Origin of the sequence: Lacihabitans sp. CCS-44 (genome assembly GCF_024343735.1) — a bacterium.
Lineage (GTDB): Bacteria > Bacteroidota > Bacteroidia > Cytophagales > Spirosomataceae > Leadbetterella.
In genome coordinates this window covers 69,248-88,858 of sequence record NZ_RJUE01000056.1, presented here as the reverse complement: position 1 = coordinate 88,858, position 19,611 = coordinate 69,248, and the positions used below count along the sequence as shown (strand labels likewise).

The following is a 19,611-nucleotide window of genomic DNA, read 5'->3' as shown; positions in this document are numbered from 1 at the left end:
AAAAATATGTCAGCTGTTTCTCAAGTAGAAGTACACGAACATAGTGAGCATGCTCACGAAGAACACCACGAGTTGGGATTTATCAGGAAGTATATATTTTCTGAAGATCACAAAGTTATAGCAAAACAATATTTGATTTCAGGTATAGTTTGGGCTGTTTTGGGTGCTTTGATGTCATTGGTTTTCCGTCTACAACTGGGTTTTCCAGAAATGGATATGGCTTGGATGAAGCCTTTTTTGGGTGATTGGATAAGCCTTGATGACAAAGGATTGGGTAAATTGGATCCTAATTTTTACCTTGCCTTAGTTACCATGCATGGTACAATTATGGTTTTTTTTGTATTGACTGCCGGTTTGAGTGGAACATTCTCAAACTTTTTAATTCCTCTACAGATTGGTGCAAGAGATATGGCGTCTGGGTTTATGAACATGTTGTCATATTGGATTTTCTTTATTTCAAGTGTGATCATGTTTGTTTCTTTGTTTGTAAAAACTGGGCCAGCTGGAGGTAGTTGGGTTATTTACCCTCCCCTTAGTGCTTTGAAGCAAGCGAATCCAGGTTCTGGAGATGGTATGACACTTTGGTTGGTTTCAATGGCTCTTTTTATAGTTTCAAGTTTGCTGGGTGGTATAAACTATGTGACCACTGTAATAAACCTAAGAACAAAGGGTATGTCTATGGACAAACTGCCTTTAACTATTTGGGCGTTTACGTTTACAGCTATTTTGGGTATTCTTTCTTTCCCTGTGTTGTTATCTGCTGCTTTGTTGTTGATTTTTGATAGAAGTTTTGGAACGAGCTTTTACCTTTCTGATATATACATTAATGGTCAGGCATTGCCTAACCAAGGCGGTAGCCCAATTTTATTCCAGCATTTGTTCTGGTTCTTGGGGCATCCGGAGGTATATATTGTGATTTTACCAGCTTTGGGTTTAACATCAGAAATTATAGCTACAAACTCGAGAAAGCCGATTTTTGGTTATAAAGCTATGATTTTCTCTATGGCGGGTATTATGTTCTTGGCATTTATCGTTTGGGCTCATCACATGTTTATTACTGGTATGAACCCATTCTTGGGCTCCGTATTTATGTTATTGACATTGATTATAGCAGTGCCTTCAGCGGTGAAAGGATTTAACTACATCACCACTTTGTGGAAAGGAAATATCATCTTTACTCCAGCCATGTTGTTTGCTATTGGTTTGGTTTCATTCTTTATTTCGGGTGGATTAACAGGTATAATTTTGGGTAATTCTGCTCTAGACATTCAATTGCACGATACTTATTTTGTAGTAGCACACTTTCACTTGGTAATGGGATCTGCGGCTATATTTGGTATGTTGGCGGGTGTTTATCACTGGTTTCCAAAGATGTTCGGTAGAATGATGAACAACGCCTTGGGCTATATTCACTTCTGGATTACATTCATAGGTGTTTATTTGGTCTTTTTCCCAATGCACTATATTGGTATTGCTGGTTTTCCACGTAGATATTATCAGTGGTCTGGCTTTGAGACATTCAGTACTTACATGGATTTGAATGCCTTCATAACAATTGCGGCTATAATAACAGTATTTGCACAAGCGGTATTTATTTTTAACTTTATTTATTCTATTTTCTGGGGTAAGAAAGCTACTCAAAACCCTTGGAAATCGAATACTTTAGAGTGGACTACTCCTATAAACCCTGGTCATGGAAACTGGCCTGGTGAAATACCAACGGTTTACAGATGGCCTTATGATTATTCTAAACCAGGTGCTCCTGATGATTTCATTCCTCAGAATGTTCCTTATTCAGCTACTCCAGAGTCTAACTTGCCTGAAGAAGAAGAATTGGTGGCTAAAGAGAAAGAAATCAACAGTATCAAATATGATACTTCGCTTCACGATTAAGAAAATAATATTTTAATGAAGTACAATGAGGAGATTCTCTTCATTGTACTTTTTTTGCATAAAGTGGTTCAATTATTTAGAAAATTTGGTTTATTGACAATTTTGGCCGTAATAGGTCTCATATTTGTTGGAGGATTCGTGAGAGCTTCTGGAGCAGGTATGGGTTGTCCTGACTGGCCAAAATGCTTCGGAATGTGGATTCCACCTACCTCTATAGACCAACTACCAGTAGATTATCAGACTATTTTTGGGGCTAAACTAAAAGGAGAAGTTGAGTTCAATGTGGTGAAAACTTGGATTGAATACATTAATCGTCTACTTGGTGTTTTGGTTGGATTTTTTATATTTCTGACCTTGATCTTTTCTTATAGAGCTTATTTTAACTCCAATCGTTCTGTTTTCCATTTGAGTTTTGCGGCTTTTGTTTTGGTTCTATTTGAAGGTTGGTTGGGAGCTAAAGTAGTTTCTTCAGAATTATTGCCAGGCTTGATTACCGTTCACATGATAGTGGCGGTTCTTATTTTGGGTATTTTGGTTTTTGCTATTCTGAAAACATATTTTTTAGAGGGATTTATTAAAGAATTGGATAACACCAGAGACATCAGATTTTTAATTTTTATAGTGTTATTGCTCAGTATAGGACAACTGATTTTCGGAACGCAGATCAGAGAAGGAATAGATTTGGCTCAAAAGTCTTTAGGATATAATAATCGACATTTATGGATAGACTCAGTAATTGGGAAAGTAAATTTTCATGCTTTGCTTGGTTTAATCATATTGGTTTTACAGTTTTTAATAAACAGTAAAATTAAGGGACGTTTTGAAGGCATGATGATAAGTTCTTTCTCCACTAAGACATTAATTTTTATTGTATTGAGTATATTTACAGGAACCATATTAAGATTCTTTGGTTTCCCGGCTTTTGCACAGCCACTTCATCTCACTTTGGGTGTAGTAGTTTTAACGTTTCAATTTGTGTTGTTATTCCTTACTAAACCTCAAATTGCTCAGTATGGAAAGTAGTATGAAAATTTCTCTCGCTCAAAAACTAAGAGCATATTTCGATTTAACAAAGTTTCGGTTATCGTTAACGGTTGTTTTCTCTAGTTGTTTTGGATACAGTTTATTTTCCAATGATATAAATTTTTCTTACCTCGCAATTTTTGGTTTGGCAGCATTTTGCGTTACAGCGGCAGCCAATATTATCAATCAAATAAAAGAGATAGAACTGGATAAACTGATGACTAGGACTGAAAATCGTCCATTGCCATCTGGTAAACTGAGTATTTCTGAAGCTGCTCTTTTTGGGTTTGTTTTGGGGGCTTTTGGTCTAAGTACCATTGCTTTTTTGTTTAATATTTCTGCTGGTTTATTGTCGTTATTGTCTTTGATTCTTTATGGATTTGTTTATACACCATTGAAAAGGGTAGGGCCTATAGCCGTTGCGGTTGGTGCTTTGCCGGGGGCTTTCCCTCCAATGATTGGTTGGGTGGCGGCTTCAGGACACTTTGGACTTGAACCAGGCATTTTGTTTGCTATACAGTTTTTTTGGCAGTTTCCCCACTTTTGGGCGATTGCTTGGGTTTTGGATGATGATTATAAAAAAGCTGGCTTTAAATTGCTTCCGTCAAAAGGCGGAAAGGATTTAAACTCGGCTATCCAAATAATGATTTATACTTTGTTTTTATTGCCTCTATGTTGGGTACCCTACTATTTGCAAATGACAAGGATAGACTCTGCCGTGATAGCTATGCTTTGTAGCATTTTGTTTCTAGCTCAGACACTTTATTTGATGAAAGAACGAACGAAGAAAGCAGCGATGGGTTTAATGTTTGGGTCATTTTTGTATTTGCCTATTGTGCAAATAGCTTATTTAATGAATAAATTTTAATGAAAAAAGATATAGAAATTACTAAGCCTATATTGACGGTAAACAAATGGAAGTTTATTGTTTGGCTTTTTATTGTTACAATCATCATGTTTTTTGCTGCTTTTACAAGTGCTTATTTGGTAAGGAGAGCAGAGGGCAATTGGACAGAATTTGAAATACCCACCATATTTTATTACAGCACAGCCGTTTTATTGATAAGCAGTGTTTTCATGCATCTTGGCTTTAAAGCTGCTCAGAAAGATAACTTTGGGAGTCTTAAGGTGTATATTTCTGTAACATTTGTGGCTGGGGTTATTTTCCTGATCATGCAATATTTCGGCTGGACTATTTTGCAGAAAGAAGGCGTATTTTTAAAGGGTAATCCAGCGGAGTCTTTTTATTACATACTGACAGGATTACATGGTTTTCATTTAATAACAGGACTAGTAGTTTTGTTTTTCTCTTTTCTAGAAGCTTTTAAGATGAATATTCACTCTAAGAACCTGATTAGAATAGAGGTATGTGCCACTTATTGGCATTTTTTAGATATTCTCTGGGTTTATTTGCTTTTGTTTTTGGTGTTTTTTAGATAAAAATTTCAAGCAGATTCAATTTTTATAAGACTTTTACGAAATCATTTTTTAAATTTGTTCGATAATTTAAACTAATTTGTTTTTATGGCTGTTGCGAATGCTCCTGTGAATCCGGATCATCTTACTTGGCAAGGTGGTACTCAACCAATGAAAGTTGGTTATGGAAAGTTAATGATGTGGATATTCTTGTTATCTGACACATTTACTTTTTCAGCATTACTTATCTCTTATGGCCTAGTAAGGTTCAGTTTTCCTACTTTTAAAGATGTCATTCCTGACATGACTTATAAGACTTTTGAATTGTCACAGCAATATTGGCCAATTCCAGAGAGGGTATTTGAATCAGTTCCTTTTTTACACGGTATATCCCTTCCCTTGGTGTTTGTGGGTTTGATGACTTTCATTTTGATATTTAGTTCTGTTACTATGGTATTAGCCGTTGAGGCTGGTCATAGAAAAGATAAAGCCGATGTGGAAAAATGGATGCTTTGGACTATTCTTGGAGGCTTTATGTTTTTGGGTTCTCAAGCATGGGAATGGGCTCACTTCATACATGGTTCTGAAGGAGGATTAACTTTGGCTAATGGAGCAAAGATTTTTGGAGCAAATTTGGTTCAAAATGAATATGGACCAGCTGCATTTGCAGATTTCTTCTTTTTCATAACAGGATTTCACGGTACACACGTTCTTTCGGGAGTAGTTTTGAATATCATGATATTTTATAACGCCACAAATGGAGTTTATGAGAAACGTGGGCACTATGAGATGGTAGAAAAAGTAGGTCTTTATTGGCACTTTGTAGACTTGGTTTGGGTGTTTGTATTTACGTTTTTTTATTTGGTTTAAATTTTTTTAAAAGATATTTAAGATGGGACATTCAGTAGAAAATTCAACAGAAAGACAAAAACCACAAACCAAGGAATTGTGGAAAGTATTCTGGATTCTTTTGGCCATAACGGCGGTAGAATTTATCATAGCATTTCAAATAAGTTCAGATAATAATTTCGGGAAGTGGCTTAAGATAACTTTGTTTATATTGTTAACTTTCGTGAAATCATTCTACATTGTAGGAAACTTTATGCACTTACGTCATGAGGTGAAGTCTATGATATGGACGATAGTGATACCTGTTGTGTTTGTAGTTTGGCTGTTGGCTGCGTTGGTTTATTTTGAAGGTGGTTACATAGGAAGCGTTAGATAAATGCTAAAAAAATATATTAAGACCGGAATACTCCTCATTGTTTTGGGTGTTCCGGTTTTTGTTTTTATCTTTTTGAAGGTTTTCGGAGAAAATAAATTCGATTTGCCACATTATTTTCCAGAGTTAGATGCCTCTGGTGAAGTTAAAGTCGTGAATGGAGATACTACATTTATTGTTATTCCAGATTTTAAATTCACAGATCAATCGAGTAAGAGTTTTGAATATAATAAAGAGAAATTAACGGTTGTAAGTTTCTTTTTTAGTAGATGTGGCACCATTTGCCCAATCACCAATAAAAATCTACTTAGAGTGGCTGAAACATTCAAATTGAATGATTCTATACAGATTTTATCATTAACAGTTGATCCTGTATATGACACGCCTGAAGTTTTGAATAAATATGCAAACGAGTTGGGAGGTATTTACAAAAATTGGAGATTTTTGACCGGTGACAAAAAGTATACTTACGACTTGGCTATTAAGGGTATGAAATTGCCTGTATCAGACGCATCTGATTATGACAAAAATATTGTAGACATTGACCAAACTTTTATTCACTCTGACAAGTTATTACTTATAGATACCAAGGGAAATATTAGGGGTATTTACGAAGGTACAAACAAGTCTGATATAGAAAGATTGGTTGTTGAAATAAAGGTTTTATTAAAAAATAAGTGAAAGTGCAGAAAAAGGGTTTGTTTAGTACAATTAATGTCATTTCAGTAGCAATTCCTTTGGTGGTGGCTATTTTGTTGGGAATAAGGACTAAGTTAGATTTGGGCTCTTGGACGCAAAATTTACCTTTTGTAAATGCCATTATCAATTCTGCGACTGCCATATTGTTGATTCTGGGACTGGTACTTATTAAAGGTAGAAATATAAATGCCCACAAATCTGTAATGTCTTTGGCATTTGGTCTAGGAGGTTTGTTTTTAGTTTTTTACGTAATTTATCATATAAGTAATCAGTCTACACCATTTGGTGGTCAGGGTTTTATAAGATATTTCTATTATTTCAATTTGATTACGCACATAGGTGCCTCTTTGATAGTTTTGCCGTTTGTATTGCGAGCTTATTATTTCGGATGGAACAGAATGGATACAGAGCATAGAAAAGTAGTAAAAATTGCTTACCCGATTTGGCTTTACGTTTCCATAACAGGTGTTTTGGCTTATTTGATGATTTCGCCTTATTATAGTTTTTGAGATGAAAAAAGTATTTGTATTTACATTTATCGTACTTTCTCTATTGTCAGTAGAGAGTTTTGGCCAATGTGCCATGTGTAGAGCCACAGTAGAAAGCAACCTTAGCGAAGGCCGTGGTACTATCGGAACTGGCTTAAATTTTGGTATTTTGTATTTACTTTCTACCCCATACATATTGGTAGCTGCCTTGATATTTTTCTGGATTAGGGTGGGAAGAAAAGAGCTAAAGGCTCGACAAGAGTTAGAAAACAGATTGTCTGAAATTTATAAAAAGTAAATCGTCGCTTTTTGTTTACAGCCTCCTTTATTTAGTGTTTGTTTTACCTTACTAGGTTCTAAGTATTATTCAATTTCCCTTTTTCTTAAAAACATTGCTTAACCACTTAAGCAAATGCAATATTTTTTGATATTTATTAAAAAATATTATTAATTTTAAAGGTCTCTTTTTGTATTTATTAAAGAAGAAATTGTACATGTTGATTTTGCAATTTTGTTTCTTTTCCGATTTTTACAGATTGAGTTATTTTCAATTTGCCAAATATTAGATCATTTGGTTTTGAAATCATTTATTCAACCTTTAAAATCTTACTGTGAAACCAATCGTTCAAATTTCACTTGACCTCACCAATATTGATGAGGCTCTAGAGACTGCTGCAATGGCTCTAAGAGCTGGTGTTGACTGGCTTGAAGCGGGCACTCCGCTTATTTTGGCTGAAGGGCTGAACGGTGTAAGAAAACTCCGAGAAGCATTCCCAAGAATTCCGATTGTGGCCGATTTAAAAACTATGGATGGCGGTTATCTTGAGGCTGAAATGATGGCCAAGGCCGGAGCCACTCACGTGGTGGTTATGGCTCGTGCACACGAGGAGACTATTAAAGTAGTGGTGCAAGCGGGAAAGGATTATGGAATAAAAGTGATGGGAGACAATCTGGGTTGCCCTGATATGGTTGCAGGTGCAAAATGGTTGGAAGATTTGGGCTGCGATTTTGTAATCCATCACATCGGGTATGACGAAAGAAGAGGAATAGCCGTCCAAGGACATAGAATGCCAAGTCCAATGGATCAATTGCGAGAAGTTGTGAATGCCGTAAAAGTACCCGTGCAAGCTGTGGGAGGCTTAACACTGGAACAGGCAATTGCTTGCCCAGCCTACGGAGCACCTTTGGTAGTTTTGGGAGCTCCTTTGACTATTGACGCTGATTCATTCAAAACGGCCGAAGGAGATTTGGAAAGCTCATTGAGACTTATTTGCCAGAAAATTCATGCCTACGTCGAAATTCCAACCAAAATATAATATGAAAAACGCCGCAGTAGTAAATTATTCTATAGAAAAAGGAAGTGTAGAAATACGAGAAATAGAAAAGCCAATAATTGGAGAAGATGATATTTTGTTAGAAGTAGCAAATGTAGGAGTTTGTGGAAGTGATTTACATCAGTGGACTTCAGATCACAGCTGGCCAGTAAATTATCCAGTGGTTTTGGGACATGAGTTTGGCGGAAACATTGTTGAGCTTGGAAAGAATGTAAAAACTTGGAAAGAAGGAGATAGGGTAGTAAGCGAAACTGCAGCTATAATCAATCCATTTAGTCCAATGTCGCGGCAGGGTTTATATAATCTTGATCCAAGTCGGAAAGGATTTGGTTACGGTGTGAATGGAGCAATGACCCGCTTTGTGAAAGTTCCTGCACGCTGTCTTCATGCTGTACCTGACAATTTATCTTTTGAGCAAGCTTGTCTCACTGAGCCGAGTTCTGTTGCTTATAATTCTGTGGTGGTAAATTCCAACATTAAACCTGGAGATAGAGTAATTGTTTTAGGTCCAGGTACAATCGGCATTTTGTGTGCTGCTATGGCTCGATTGTGTGGAGCTCAAGTAGCTGTAGTAGGTTTAGAAAGTGATAGGTCCAGACTTGAAATTGCTAAGCAGTATGGTTGTGAAGGAATAATAGGAGATGCCTCAGAGTGGGCATTCAGACAGGATGGATTGGGTGCGGATACGATAATTGATGCTGCAGGTGCTAGTATTACATTAAAAATGGCTTTAGATTTGGTTAGACCAAACGGACAGATAACTAAAGTAGGCTGGGGGCCGCAACCGCTTGGATTTTCACTTGATCAATTGGTGCAAAAAAACGTGAGATTACAAGGTAGTTTCAGTCACAATTGGCCGATTTGGGAAAAAGTAATTACGTTAATGAGCAGCAACCAACTTGACGTAAAACCAATAATAGGCGGAGTATGGGCCATCACAGATTGGAAGGAAGCATTCGAACAGATGCATTCAGGTAAAGTAGTAAAAAGCGTTTTAAAACCCGTTTAAAATGCAGTTAAAAGATAAAGTAATAATTGTGACTGGTGCTTGCACTGGAATAGGAAAAGCAATTGCAATAAAATGTGTAAATGAAGGAGCAAAAGTAATTATCAACGGTCTTGAAGAGACTCAAGGAAAACAATTGATAACATCTTTGGGAGTTGAAAACGCGGCCTTGCACATAGCTGATATTACCCACAATGAAACTCCGAAAGCATTGGTTGAGAAAGCCATACAAACTTTTGGAAAATTAGATGCAATTGTGAACAATGCAGCTTTTATAGCCACGTCAGACATTGACAATACTGTTTTGCCGTTTTTTGAAAAAATGTTAAGCGTAAACACCATAGCTCCGTTCTCTATTATCCAAGCAGCTACTCATGAGCTTTCAAAAACCAAAGGCAATGTTCTCAATATTGGCTCTATTAACGCTTGGGGTGGTGAACCACATCTTTTGGCTTACAGTGTTTCCAAAGGGGCACTTATGACTTTAACCAGAAACTTGGGTGATTCGCTTTTCAGACAAAAAGGAATTCGAGTTAATCAGATAAATCCAGGATGGGTTTTGACAGAGAAAGAAAAACTCAATAAAAAGGAACAAGGAATGAAGGAAAACTGGTACGAAGACATTTCGGATTATTTTGCTCCATCTGGTCGAATTTTCAAACCTGAAGAGATAGCTAACATGGCCGTGTTCATACTGAGTGACAATTGTGGACCTATCAGCAGTCAAGTATTTGACATGGAACAGTTTCCAATGATTGGCAGAAACATGCCAAAGGATATAAATATTTCATAAAAGTAAAAAATAAAATATGCCAAGGTTAGCTGCATTTCCAAAAGCATTTATGCAAGAGCTTTGCAAAGACGGCTCTATGAAAGTTTTTGAATGGATAGAATTGGCCTCTAAGCTCGACATTGAAGGTTTAGAATGGTACGCTGGTTTTTTGGAAATGGCTGATGAACAAAACTGGGGAAAATTTAGAAAAGAAGTCGCATCAAAAGGAAAGCAAATACCAATGTTATGTTGCTCACCTGATTTTACACATCCTGACATAGATTTCAGAGCTAAAGAGGTAGAAAAACAGAAAACTTGGATAAAAATGTGCAACACTTTAGGTGGGCAATTTTGTAGAGTTTTGTCTGGGCAACGACGCCCTGAACTTAGTCCTGAGCAAGGAATTTCCTATGCTGTTGAATGTATTGAGCAATGTTTGCCGTTTGCAAAAGAAAATAATGTAACTTTAATTATCGAAAATCATTATAAAGATGATTTTTGGGAATTTCCAGAATTTGCCCAAAAGATGGATGTTTTTTGTGAATTAGTAAGCCGTATTCACCATCCAAACTTTGGAGTAAACTATGACCCAAGCAACACTTTCTTAGCCGGAGAAGATCCACTAGAATTATTATACAGAGTATCGGATAGAGTAGTAACTATGCACGCAAGCGATAGATACTTAATAGAAGGAACCATAGAAGATCTCAGGAAAGAAGAAGGAGGGTCTGTAGGATATGCTAAAAGACTACGTCATGGTGAAATTGGTAAAGGATTAAACGACTACGACGCTATATTTGCGGAGTTAAAGAGAGTTGGCTTTGATGGTTGGATTAGTATAGAAGATGGAATAGAAGGAATGGAGCAATTAGAACGAAGTGTAGCATTTTTGAAAAAGAAAATTGCGAAATACTGGCCCATAAATAATTAGGTAAAAATTTAGTTTGTCATTTTATATTCAAATAAATAATATATTTTTTAAAACGTATTCAATCAAAATAATACAATATGAGCAAAAAAGAAAACTCTAGGAGGTCTTTTATAAAGAATGGAGCTATTGCTTCGTCGTTTTTTATAGTGCCCCGAAACGTACTAGGTGGTTTAGGTTTTATTTCCCCAAGCGATCAATTAAACATTGCAGCAATAGGAGCTGGAGGTAAAGGAAGAAGCGATATTAAAAATGCCTCTGTTAATGGACGCGAAAGAGTAACAGCACTTTGTGATGTTGATTTTTCAGGCTCAGCCGCAGAAAGCGTTAAACTTTTCCCCAATGCCAAACGATTTGCTGACTATCGAGATATGCTTGACAACATGAAAGATATCGACGCAGTTACAATTTCTACGCCAGACCATGTGCATGGGCCAGCTGCCAAATACGCTATGGAAAGAGGCAAGCATGTGTATGTGCAGAAACCCATGACGCATAATATTCGTGAGGCTAGATTGCTTACTCAAATGGCTAGAACTAACAAAATAGTGAGCCAAATGGGTAATCAAGGAGCATCTAATCCATTATTAAAAACTGTACAAAAATGGGTGGATTCTGGCAAACTCGGCAAAATTGGCAAAGTTCAAATTTGGACGAACCGTCCAGTTTGGCCGCAAGGAAATGCAATGCCGAGCCCCGATGACAGTTTAAAACCAAAAGACCTAGATTGGAATTTGTGGCTTGGGCCGTCGGAATTTAAACCTTATACGCCTAACATGCATCCATTCAATTGGCGTGGATGGTGGGATTATGGCACAGGAGCTTTAGGAGATGTAGGCTGTCACTTGATAGATATTCCTTTCAGAACTTTGGGTCTTAAATACCCAACCGATGCGGAGTGCAGTGTGGCTTCGGTATATTCAAAAATGTGGACGGCCGATTATAATCCTGAAGGTTGTCCAGCGTCGTCGTTTATTACACTTCACTTCGGAGAAACAGTAAAGAGCAAATCTAAAATAGAAATGACTTGGAGTGATGGAGGTATAAGGCCTTCGCATCCTGATATTATTCCAGCCAATGAAGACATAGGCGGTACAAATAGTGCCAACGGCGTAATGATTATTGGTGAAAAAGGAATAATCACGACCAATATCAATGATAGCTCTCCAATGATGCCGAAACTGTTTTTAAACGATGGCACGAAAGAATTGGGTCCTGATTTGCCAAAAGACATGGAGTCTGAGTATGGACACCAGCGTTTATGGGTAGATGCATGTAAGGCAGGTTTTAAAAGCAAAGAGCATTTGGCATTGACTTCATCATTTGATTATGCCGGGCCTATGACAGAGACGGTATTAATGGGCAATTTAGCCATAAGAAGTTATATGCTTAGAAAAGAAGATAGCAAAGGTAAATTGGAGTTTTTTGCTCGTAAGAAATTGCTTTGGGATGGAGAAAACACAAGAATAACCAATCTTGAAGAGGCTAACCAATTTGTAGGAAGAAACTATCGCAAAGGCTGGGAAGTTTAGTCCGCTTCTTTTTGTATAATCAAAAGCGTCTTAAAGAAATTCAAGACGCTTTTTTGTTGTGTTTATTTTAAATTTTGAAGAATTGATAGGCATAAAAAAAGCGACTCGAAAGTCGCTTTTTTCAATATCTTTAGAGAGAATATTACTTCAATAAGAATTCTGTTCTAGAACCAGATTTAGCTCCAGTAGCATTGGTGTAAGAAGCATTAGGGTCTTCATCACCAAAACCATCATAAGACATTCTAGCTTTAGAAACACATTTTTTCTTCATGAAATAAGTATATATAGCACAAGCTCTAAGTTTAGCCAATCTTATGTTTTGAGAGCTGCTTCCTCCATCATTGTAAGTATTGATAGTCAAATTAGCATCTTTACATCTTCCAAGTACATCACAAACTCTTTGTAGAGATTTGTAAGATGATGGCTTCAATTTATTTGTTCCAGGATAGAACTCAATTCCCTGAGCTGCAAAGCTCAACTGCTCAAGTTCTGTAGCAGTAATAATACATCCACTTGCAGATTTGTAACCTCTCATTGGAGCTACTCCATTCACATATCCTTCTGGACAACCTTGGTTGCTCATTAGGCCGGGTACAGAAGGGCACAAATCTTTATTGTCAGGCACACCGTCTCCATCGCTATCTGGACATCCGTTTGCCGAAGCTAAGCCTTTTACATTTATACAATCATCATTTGTATCTGCAATTCCGTCACCATCTGTATCTGGACATCCATTAAGGGCAGCAGGACCTGCAGCGTTTGGACAAGCATCGTCTTTATCTGCAATGCCATCACCGTCAGTGTCAGGACAACCTTTAAGTTCTTTTACACCAGCAACATCTGGACAAGCATCATCTTTATCAGCAACACCGTCAAAGTCTTTGTCAGGGCAGCCTTTCAAGTAGGCCGGGCCAACTAAAGTTGGACAAGCATCGTCTTTGTCAGCAATTCCATCACCATCTGAGTCTGGACATCCTTTCAAACCAATTGGGCCTGCTACGGTTGGGCATTCATCATCTTTATCAGGGACACCGTCACCGTCAGTGTCAGGGCAACCTTGGAATTTTGGAAGACCAGGCTCATTTACACATACATCACATTTATCAACAACCCCGTCTTTATCTGTGTCTTTGTCTCCGAATCTATACGAGCCTAAAACGTTTGCAAGGAAATATCCATCTTTTCTGTCTGCATTCCCTGCTAGGCTTAGGCCATCAAGGTAGTCAGATGTAGAAAAGCGGTATCCAGCTTCGGCACCAATTGTAAAACGCTTTGCGATATTGTATTTTAAACCTAAACCTACTGGAATAACGGCGGCTATTCTATTTCCAAAAGTAGAAGTATGAGCTCTGTCGGCATCTAAGTCTCTTTGTAAAACAGGAAACTGAGCACCTGGTTCTTGATAAATTGTAGGGTTGCTGTAAGTAGCACCTATACCTGCAAAAATATAAGGAGAAAGAGTTTTTTTCATGAAACCATCACAGGTAAATTTCCTTTCTTTTAACGGATAGAATTCACCTAGAACAGCAGCCTCGATAAATGGAGTGGAAGAGAACTTCAATCTTCTATAGTCCCAGAGGCCATCAGGATTGTCAAGGTCTCTGCCCGCTAACTTACCGACTAAAATTTGAGGTCTAACAGCGAAATAATCACTGATATGCCTTCTTACAAATACACCGCCCATAAAATTATTTTGGGAAGCATAAGGCTTACTGCAGTGCATGTCACCGAAATATTGGTTTATTCCTAGCGGAATTCCGATTTCCCATTTGTAAGGCTTACAGACAGCACATGAATCTTGTGCCTTTGTTGTAATGGAGCCAAAAGCTAAGAAAGCTAAAATTAAAAATGTTACCTTCTTCATTTGATTTAAGTAATTTTATAAAAAAATTTGAATGAATTTACTACAAAAAATATTGCTACACAATCATTCAATGCATATTGTTATACAAAAATATGATAAAATACATTTAAATAAAACATTTTATGGGTTTATTAAAAGTATTAATTCAATTTATCAGATATGTCTAATATGAATGAATACATCAGAGCGGTGTTTTTAAGAGCTGAAAATCTTCCCGAAGCACCGCCGTGACCAGAAGTCATATCTGTATGCATTAGCAAAACATTATCATCTTTTTTGAGATCTCTCAGTTTTGCAACCCATTTGGCTGGCTCCCAGTACTGTACTTGGCTGTCGTGTAATCCTGTAGTTACAAGTAGGTTAGGGTATTTTTGTTTTTGCACATTGTCGTAAGGAGAATAGGAAAGCATATAGTCGTAAGATGCTTTGTTTTTTGGATTCCCCCATTCTTCAAATTCACCTGTAGTCAACGGAATGGATTCATCGAGCATGGTAGTTATAACATCTACAAACGGTACTGCGGCCACTACACCTTTGTATAATTCAGGTGCTTGATTTATAATAGCTCCCATCAAAAGTCCTCCAGCACTGCCTCCCATGGCGAAGAGTTTGTCTTTTGCTGCATATTTTAGGTTGATTAAAGTTCTTGAGCAGTCTACGAAATCGTTGAAAGTATTAACTTTTTTGAACATTTTTCCATCTTCATACCATTGTCTACCCATTTCTTGCCCACCTCTTATATGGCAAATAGCATAGACGAAACCTCTATTCAAAAGACTTAGTCGAGAAGAACTAAATGATGCGTCCATAGAGGAGCCATATGAGCCATAAGCATATTGAAGTAGTGGTGAGGTTCCATCTAGTTTAGTATCTTTGTGGTAAACAATTGATATAGGTACTTTTATGCCATCTCTTGAAATTGCATATATTCTTTCAGTTTTGTAGTTTTTTTTGTCAAATCCTCCTAAAATTTCTTGCTGTTTTTTTAGAATTTTAGTCTTTTCAATCATGTTATAATCGTAGGTAGAATTTGGGGTTGTCATAGAATTGTAGCCAAATCTGAGTATTTGAGTATCGAATTCAAGATTTGTGCCGATGTAAGCATCATAAGTAGGTTCTCCAAAATCTAAAAAATGCTCTTTATTTGTTTTTTGGTCAATGATTTTCAGATGTATCAACCCTTCTTTTCTTTCTTGAATGACTAAATGATTTTTAAAAACTTCAATTCCCTCAAAAAATACATCAGCCCTGTGAGCGATTTTTGTCTTCCAGTTTTTGGGATTTCCTCCAAGACTTTCAGCCACTTCCATCAGTTGATAGTTAGGCGAATTGTTAAAATTGGTTCTTACAAAAAACTTGTTTTCGTAATGTTCTAGATAATATTCCAATCCATTTTTTCTTTTCAAAAAAGTTTTAGGCGTTTCGTTAGGTTGAGAAGCTTTAATAAGTTGATATTCAGTAGATATTCCATTTTGTTCAGAAAAAATAGCAATATATTTTTTTGATTTCATTCGACCAATACCCATATAGTATTGGTTGTTTTTTTCTTCAAAAACCAATACATCAGACTTTTCATCAGTTCCTAAAACGTGTCTATATACTTTGTTGCCTAAAAGCGTTTGTTGGTCTCGAATAACATAAAAAAAAGTCTTATTATCTGCTGCCCATGCGTAGCTTCCACCTTCCGTGTTTTCGATACTTTCAGGGTATACATAACCGGTCTTTAAATTTTTAAACTTTAAAGTATAATTCCTCCTACTTATGGTATCTTCGCTGTAAGCTATGATGTCTTCGTTATCGGAGATTTCAAAGCCCCCAATTTGAAAATAACTTTTCCCTTTTGCCATTGCATTGCCATCCAGCATCACTTCTTCGAGTGCATCAAGAGTCTTATATTTTCTACAATAAACGGGATATTCACCACCTAGTTCAAATTTTGTGTAATAAAAATATGATCCATCTTTGTAAGGCACTGACTCATCTTTCTCTTTTATACGAGCTTTCATTTCTTCAAAAAGGCCTTCTTGCTTTTGAGCAATAGGTGACATTGCTCTTTCTGTGTATGAGTTTTCGGCATTTAGATAGTTTATGACCTCTTGGTTTTCTCGGTTATTTAGCCAATAGTAGTCGTCTATTCTTGTGTGACCATGAATAGTCATTGGATATGGTTTTTTTTGTGCTGTTGGTGCTACTAGCCCCTCAGTTGTTATTTTTTGTGCCATTACTGCATTAATTGCTGCTAAATTTAATAAGAGTAAAATTGTTTTTTTCATCCAAGAGAAGATTTAAAAACTGAAATAAAAAAAAATATTTATATTTATGTTTTGATTTACCTAAACACAAAGCAAATCTAAGCTTCAAACCATTATACTTCCTATTAACAGGCAATCATTATGAAAAATTATTTTATTGGATTTCTATTTTTTACAATAGGAATAACAGCTTTTACTTTTAAAAGTGACGATTTAAAAGCCGTTTTTTTTAGAATAAACGAAGACGTACTTAAAAACGGTAAAGTTTATGAAACTTTGGGTGAGGCTACCTCAAGTATCGGTCATAGACTTACAGGAAGTACCAACGGTAAAAAAGCTGAGGAATATGCTTATAACTTATTTAAAAAATATGGATTTCCCAATACGCAGTATCAGCCGTTTGTGGTGGAGTCTTGGTCGCGAGATACGGTAAGTTTGACTTTGGTACCCGAGAAAAGCGACAACTATGTTGATTATGAGGTTGTTGCTTTAGCTCACTCACCAGTGTCATCACATATTACAGGTAAAATTGTAGACTGTGGAGATGGTTTAGAGGAAGATTTTGAAAGAGTAAAAGAAGAGGTAAAAGGGAAAGTAGCCTTGTTCAATATTAACCTTCAATCAGAGACTAACAAAGGAAAGAAGAATCTTCATCGTTCGGAGAAAACGGCGTTGGCCATACAATACGGAGCTACTGGAGTGATAATAGCCAATGCTGTGGAAGGGGGCGTTTTACTAACAGGCACAGCTTCTGTTACCGGGGAATTGATTCCTATACCGGCTGTTTGTGTATCTGTAGAATCAGGCAAAAGTATGAGAAGGTGGATAAGGGATGAAAAAAATATTCTTGCAGTAATAGATATGCGAAATTTTAGTAGGCCAATAAATGCTAGAAATGTCATAGCCACTTTGCCTGGCACTTCAAAAAAACTTAAAAATGAAAAAATAATTATTGGAGGGCATTTAGATTCATGGGATTTGGCCACGGGAGCCATGGATAATGGTATTGGGTCGTTTACTATTTTAGACGTGGCAAGAGTTTTCAAAAACCTTAATCTGAAAACGAAACGCACAATAGAGTTTACCATGTTTATGGGCGAAGAGCAAGGATTATTAGGTTCGAGGTATATGGTTAAAAAATACTTAGAGAGCAATCAGCTAAAAAATGTTAAGCTGATGATGAACCTAGATATGGTGAATAATACTATGGGCTTTAATGCAGGTGGAAATGAGGCCTTGAAAGCTAAAATGGATGAAATTGGAGAGATAATAAAGCAAATTGATTCAGAATATAAAAACACAAATAGAAATGCTGCAGGTTTGCATAGCGACAATCAGCCCTTTATGCTAAGAGGAGTTTCTACATGTTCGCCTTCGGGTAGTTTTCCTGTAAAGGCTTATAACTGTTACCATGCAAATTGTGATAGGTTTGATTTGATAAATAAAGACCAAATCAATAACAATGTAAGGTTTACAGCTATGATGCTTTATGCTTTGGCAAATATGGAAGACCTACCAACCAAGACAATGTCTGAGGAAGAAACCAAGGAATTTTTAACCAAACAAAACCTAAAGAAAGAGCTAATCATAGGAAAAGATTGGCGTTGGGAACAATAATCACTCATAAAAATATGTTATCCACAACATTTGGTGCTGCAGTTTACGGAGTAAGTGCGGCTTTAATTACAGTAGAAGTTAGTGTCTTGAAAGGGGGGTTTGGCGTGAGTGTAGTTGGGTTACCTGATAATGCTGTACGAGAAAGCCTTCAAAGAATAGATGCGGCGTTAAAAAATGGAGGTTTTGAACTCTCCAGATATAAGACCATCATAAACTTGGCCCCAGCAGATATTAGAAAAGAAGGTTCTGCTTATGATTTGCCTATTGCGGTTTGTATGCTTACATCTGGCGGAAAACTCGAATATGAAAAAGATCTCAAAGAATATGTAATTCTCGGTGAGTTATCATTGGACGGAAAGCTGAGGCCAATAAAAGGAGTTTTACCCATTGCTATAGAAGCTAGAGCAAACAAATTAAAAGGTTTTATACTACCCAAAGAAAATGCTCTGGAAGCTTCCATAGTTAATAATTTAGATGTGATTCCGGTTGAAACATTACAAGAAGCGGTAGGTTTTTTGACTGGAGAAATAGATATAAAACCTCTTGTAACCGATACCAGAGATATTTTTTATCATACCATAAACGAATATGAAGCTGATTTTTCTCATGTTCAAGGGCAAGAAAATATAAAAAGAGCTTTAGAAATAGCGGCTGCGGGTGGTCACAATGCCATCATGATTGGCCCTCCAGGAGCAGGCAAGACAATGCTAGCTAAGCGGTTGCCTTCTATTTTGCCACCTTTGACGTTGATGGAAGCCCTAGAAACCACTAAAATACATTCAGTGGCGGGTAAGTTAGACTCTTCGTCTTCGTTGATTGCCAGAAGGCCTTTTAGAAATCCGCACCACACCATTTCTGATGCCGCTCTGGTGGGTGGCGGCAGTTTTCCACAGCCAGGAGAAATATCTTTGGCACATAATGGGGTATTGTTTCTCGACGAATTACCCGAATTCAAACGGACAGTTTTGGAGGTAATGCGGCAACCCTTGGAAGAACGTAAAGTGGTGATATCTAGAACTCGACTGGCGGTAGAATTTCCGTCGAGTTTTATGCTCATTGCAAGCATGAATCCATGTCCTTGTGGGTATTATAATCACCCCGAAAAAGATTGCACCTGCCCGCCAGGAGCTGTAGAAAAGTATTTAAACAAAATATCAGGGCCATTGTTGGATAGAATTGACTTGCATGTGGAGGTCACGCCCGTAAGTTTTGATGAGATATCTTCAACTAGAAAAAATGAGACTTCTTCAGAAATAAGGGAGAGGGTGGTTAAAGCCAGAGAGATTCAGATTGAACGTTTCAAGGCTTTTGAAGAAATACATTCCAACGCCATGATGCCAGCCGAAATGGTAAAGAAAATTTGCGAAATCGGTGATCCCGGGAAGGCACTTCTAAAGAAGGCTATGGAGCGACTTGGCCTTTCCGCAAGAGCATACGACCGTATTTTGAAAGTTTCCAGAACCATTGCTGACTTAGCTGGAACAGAGGAGATACGGATAGAACACCTCGCAGAAGCCATTCAATATAGAAGTTTAGACAGAGAGAATTGGGCCGGATAAGGCAAA

General features: G+C 37.1%; 18 protein-coding genes. 16 read left to right on the top strand and 2 right to left on the bottom strand.

Features of this window, described 5'->3' with window-relative positions:
- Positions 1 to 6: 6 nt before the first annotated feature.
- From EGI26_RS11345 to EGI26_RS11280, 14 genes are all read left to right on the top strand, one after another.
- On the top strand, positions 7 to 1,893 hold the full coding sequence (locus EGI26_RS11345) for a cbb3-type cytochrome c oxidase subunit I (protein WP_255078416.1): 1,887 nt from the start codon (positions 7 to 9) through the stop codon (positions 1,891 to 1,893).
- 15 nt (positions 1,894 to 1,908) lie between these two features.
- Positions 1,909 to 2,916, top strand: coding sequence for a heme A synthase (locus EGI26_RS11340; protein WP_255078415.1), 1,008 nt, complete (start codon positions 1,909 to 1,911; stop codon positions 2,914 to 2,916).
- Positions 2,906 to 3,784: a heme o synthase gene (gene cyoE / locus EGI26_RS11335; RefSeq protein WP_255078414.1), complete on the top strand. Its 879-nt coding sequence runs from the start codon at positions 2,906 to 2,908 to the stop codon at positions 3,782 to 3,784. Before EGI26_RS11340 ends, cyoE begins: the two co-directional genes overlap by 11 nt.
- Positions 3,784 to 4,356 carry a cytochrome c oxidase subunit 3 gene (locus tag EGI26_RS11330; RefSeq protein WP_255078410.1) on the top strand — a complete coding sequence of 191 codons (573 nt, stop codon included), beginning with the start codon at positions 3,784 to 3,786 and terminating at the stop codon, positions 4,354 to 4,356. Before cyoE ends, EGI26_RS11330 begins: the two co-directional genes overlap by 1 nt.
- 84 nt (positions 4,357 to 4,440) lie before the next feature.
- On the top strand, positions 4,441 to 5,202 hold the full coding sequence (locus EGI26_RS11325; protein ID WP_255078408.1) for a cytochrome c oxidase subunit 3: 762 nt from the start codon (positions 4,441 to 4,443) through the stop codon (positions 5,200 to 5,202).
- Between the two features lie 22 nt (positions 5,203 to 5,224).
- Positions 5,225 to 5,557 (top strand): cytochrome C oxidase subunit IV family protein, encoded by a 333-nt coding sequence (locus EGI26_RS11320; RefSeq protein WP_255078406.1) that lies wholly within the window; start codon positions 5,225 to 5,227, stop codon positions 5,555 to 5,557.
- The gene (locus tag EGI26_RS11315; protein ID WP_255078404.1) at positions 5,558 to 6,235 is read left to right on the top strand and encodes an SCO family protein; all 678 of its coding nucleotides are present in this window, start codon (positions 5,558 to 5,560) and stop codon (positions 6,233 to 6,235) included.
- Between the two features lie 2 nt (positions 6,236 to 6,237).
- Positions 6,238 to 6,762 carry a DUF420 domain-containing protein gene (locus EGI26_RS11310; protein ID WP_255078400.1) on the top strand — a complete coding sequence of 175 codons (525 nt, stop codon included), beginning with the start codon at positions 6,238 to 6,240 and terminating at the stop codon, positions 6,760 to 6,762.
- A 1-nt stretch (position 6,763) separates the two neighbouring features.
- A complete protein-coding gene (locus EGI26_RS11305; RefSeq protein ID WP_255078398.1) occupies positions 6,764 to 7,039 on the top strand; it encodes a hypothetical protein in 276 nt (91 codons plus the stop codon).
- 313 nt (positions 7,040 to 7,352) lie between these two features.
- Positions 7,353 to 8,057, top strand: coding sequence for an orotidine 5'-phosphate decarboxylase / HUMPS family protein (locus EGI26_RS11300; RefSeq protein WP_255078396.1), 705 nt, complete (start codon positions 7,353 to 7,355; stop codon positions 8,055 to 8,057).
- 1 nt (position 8,058) lies between these two features.
- Positions 8,059 to 9,084, top strand: coding sequence for a zinc-binding dehydrogenase (locus tag EGI26_RS11295; RefSeq protein ID WP_255078394.1), 1,026 nt, complete (start codon positions 8,059 to 8,061; stop codon positions 9,082 to 9,084).
- Between the two features lies 1 nt (position 9,085).
- Positions 9,086 to 9,874 carry an SDR family oxidoreductase gene (locus EGI26_RS11290; RefSeq protein WP_255078393.1) on the top strand — a complete coding sequence of 263 codons (789 nt, stop codon included), beginning with the start codon at positions 9,086 to 9,088 and terminating at the stop codon, positions 9,872 to 9,874.
- A gap of 16 nt (positions 9,875 to 9,890) precedes the next feature.
- On the top strand, positions 9,891 to 10,784 hold the full coding sequence (locus EGI26_RS11285) for a sugar phosphate isomerase/epimerase (RefSeq protein WP_255078391.1): 894 nt from the start codon (positions 9,891 to 9,893) through the stop codon (positions 10,782 to 10,784).
- Between the two features lie 77 nt (positions 10,785 to 10,861).
- The gene (locus tag EGI26_RS11280; RefSeq protein ID WP_255078390.1) at positions 10,862 to 12,313 is read left to right on the top strand and encodes a Gfo/Idh/MocA family protein; all 1,452 of its coding nucleotides are present in this window, start codon (positions 10,862 to 10,864) and stop codon (positions 12,311 to 12,313) included.
- 142 nt (positions 12,314 to 12,455) lie between these two features.
- On the opposite strand, the gene EGI26_RS11275 is transcribed toward EGI26_RS11280, so the two are convergent.
- Both EGI26_RS11275 and EGI26_RS11270 read right to left on the bottom strand, forming a co-directional pair.
- The gene (locus EGI26_RS11275) at positions 12,456 to 14,177 is read right to left on the bottom strand and encodes a DUF6089 family protein (protein ID WP_255078388.1); all 1,722 of its coding nucleotides are present in this window, start codon (positions 14,175 to 14,177) and stop codon (positions 12,456 to 12,458) included.
- Positions 14,178 to 14,317: 140 nt separating this feature from the next.
- Positions 14,318 to 16,399, bottom strand: coding sequence for a S9 family peptidase (locus EGI26_RS11270; RefSeq protein WP_409035364.1), 2,082 nt, complete (start codon positions 16,397 to 16,399; stop codon positions 14,318 to 14,320).
- A gap of 171 nt (positions 16,400 to 16,570) precedes the next feature.
- Here EGI26_RS11270 and EGI26_RS11265 point away from each other — a divergent pair, with 171 nt between their 5' ends.
- Both EGI26_RS11265 and EGI26_RS11260 read left to right on the top strand, forming a co-directional pair.
- Positions 16,571 to 18,046, top strand: coding sequence for a M28 family peptidase (locus tag EGI26_RS11265; protein WP_255078385.1), 1,476 nt, complete (start codon positions 16,571 to 16,573; stop codon positions 18,044 to 18,046).
- Between the two features lie 14 nt (positions 18,047 to 18,060).
- Positions 18,061 to 19,605, top strand: coding sequence for a YifB family Mg chelatase-like AAA ATPase (locus EGI26_RS11260; protein ID WP_255078384.1), 1,545 nt, complete (start codon positions 18,061 to 18,063; stop codon positions 19,603 to 19,605).
- Positions 19,606 to 19,611: the final 6 nt, after the last annotated feature.

Excerpts from the sequence above, each read along its gene's own strand:
- EGI26_RS11305 (WP_255078398.1), top strand. The coding sequence starts at position 6,764 with ATGAAAAAAGTATTTGTATTTACATTTATCGTACTTTCTCTATTGTCA.
- EGI26_RS11315 (WP_255078404.1), top strand. The coding sequence starts at position 5,558 with ATGCTAAAAAAATATATTAAGACCGGAATACTCCTCATTGTTTTGGGT.
- EGI26_RS11330 (WP_255078410.1), top strand. The coding sequence starts at position 3,784 with ATGAAAAAAGATATAGAAATTACTAAGCCTATATTGACGGTAAACAAA.
- EGI26_RS11285 (WP_255078391.1), top strand. The coding sequence starts at position 9,891 with ATGCCAAGGTTAGCTGCATTTCCAAAAGCATTTATGCAAGAGCTTTGC.
- EGI26_RS11275 (WP_255078388.1), bottom strand. The coding sequence starts at position 14,177 with ATGAAGAAGGTAACATTTTTAATTTTAGCTTTCTTAGCTTTTGGCTCC.
- EGI26_RS11265 (WP_255078385.1), top strand. The coding sequence starts at position 16,571 with ATGAAAAATTATTTTATTGGATTTCTATTTTTTACAATAGGAATAACA.
- EGI26_RS11280 (WP_255078390.1), top strand. The coding sequence starts at position 10,862 with ATGAGCAAAAAAGAAAACTCTAGGAGGTCTTTTATAAAGAATGGAGCT.
- EGI26_RS11320 (WP_255078406.1), top strand. The coding sequence starts at position 5,225 with ATGGGACATTCAGTAGAAAATTCAACAGAAAGACAAAAACCACAAACC.
- EGI26_RS11290 (WP_255078393.1), top strand. The coding sequence starts at position 9,086 with ATGCAGTTAAAAGATAAAGTAATAATTGTGACTGGTGCTTGCACTGGA.
- EGI26_RS11345 (WP_255078416.1), top strand. The coding sequence starts at position 7 with ATGTCAGCTGTTTCTCAAGTAGAAGTACACGAACATAGTGAGCATGCT.
- EGI26_RS11325 (WP_255078408.1), top strand. The coding sequence starts at position 4,441 with ATGGCTGTTGCGAATGCTCCTGTGAATCCGGATCATCTTACTTGGCAA.
- EGI26_RS11340 (WP_255078415.1), top strand. The coding sequence starts at position 1,909 with ATGAAGTACAATGAGGAGATTCTCTTCATTGTACTTTTTTTGCATAAA.
- cyoE (WP_255078414.1), top strand. The coding sequence starts at position 2,906 with ATGGAAAGTAGTATGAAAATTTCTCTCGCTCAAAAACTAAGAGCATAT.
- EGI26_RS11270 (WP_409035364.1), bottom strand. The coding sequence starts at position 16,399 with ATGGCACAAAAAATAACAACTGAGGGGCTAGTAGCACCAACAGCACAA.
- EGI26_RS11295 (WP_255078394.1), top strand. The coding sequence starts at position 8,059 with ATGAAAAACGCCGCAGTAGTAAATTATTCTATAGAAAAAGGAAGTGTA.
- EGI26_RS11260 (WP_255078384.1), top strand. The coding sequence starts at position 18,061 with ATGTTATCCACAACATTTGGTGCTGCAGTTTACGGAGTAAGTGCGGCT.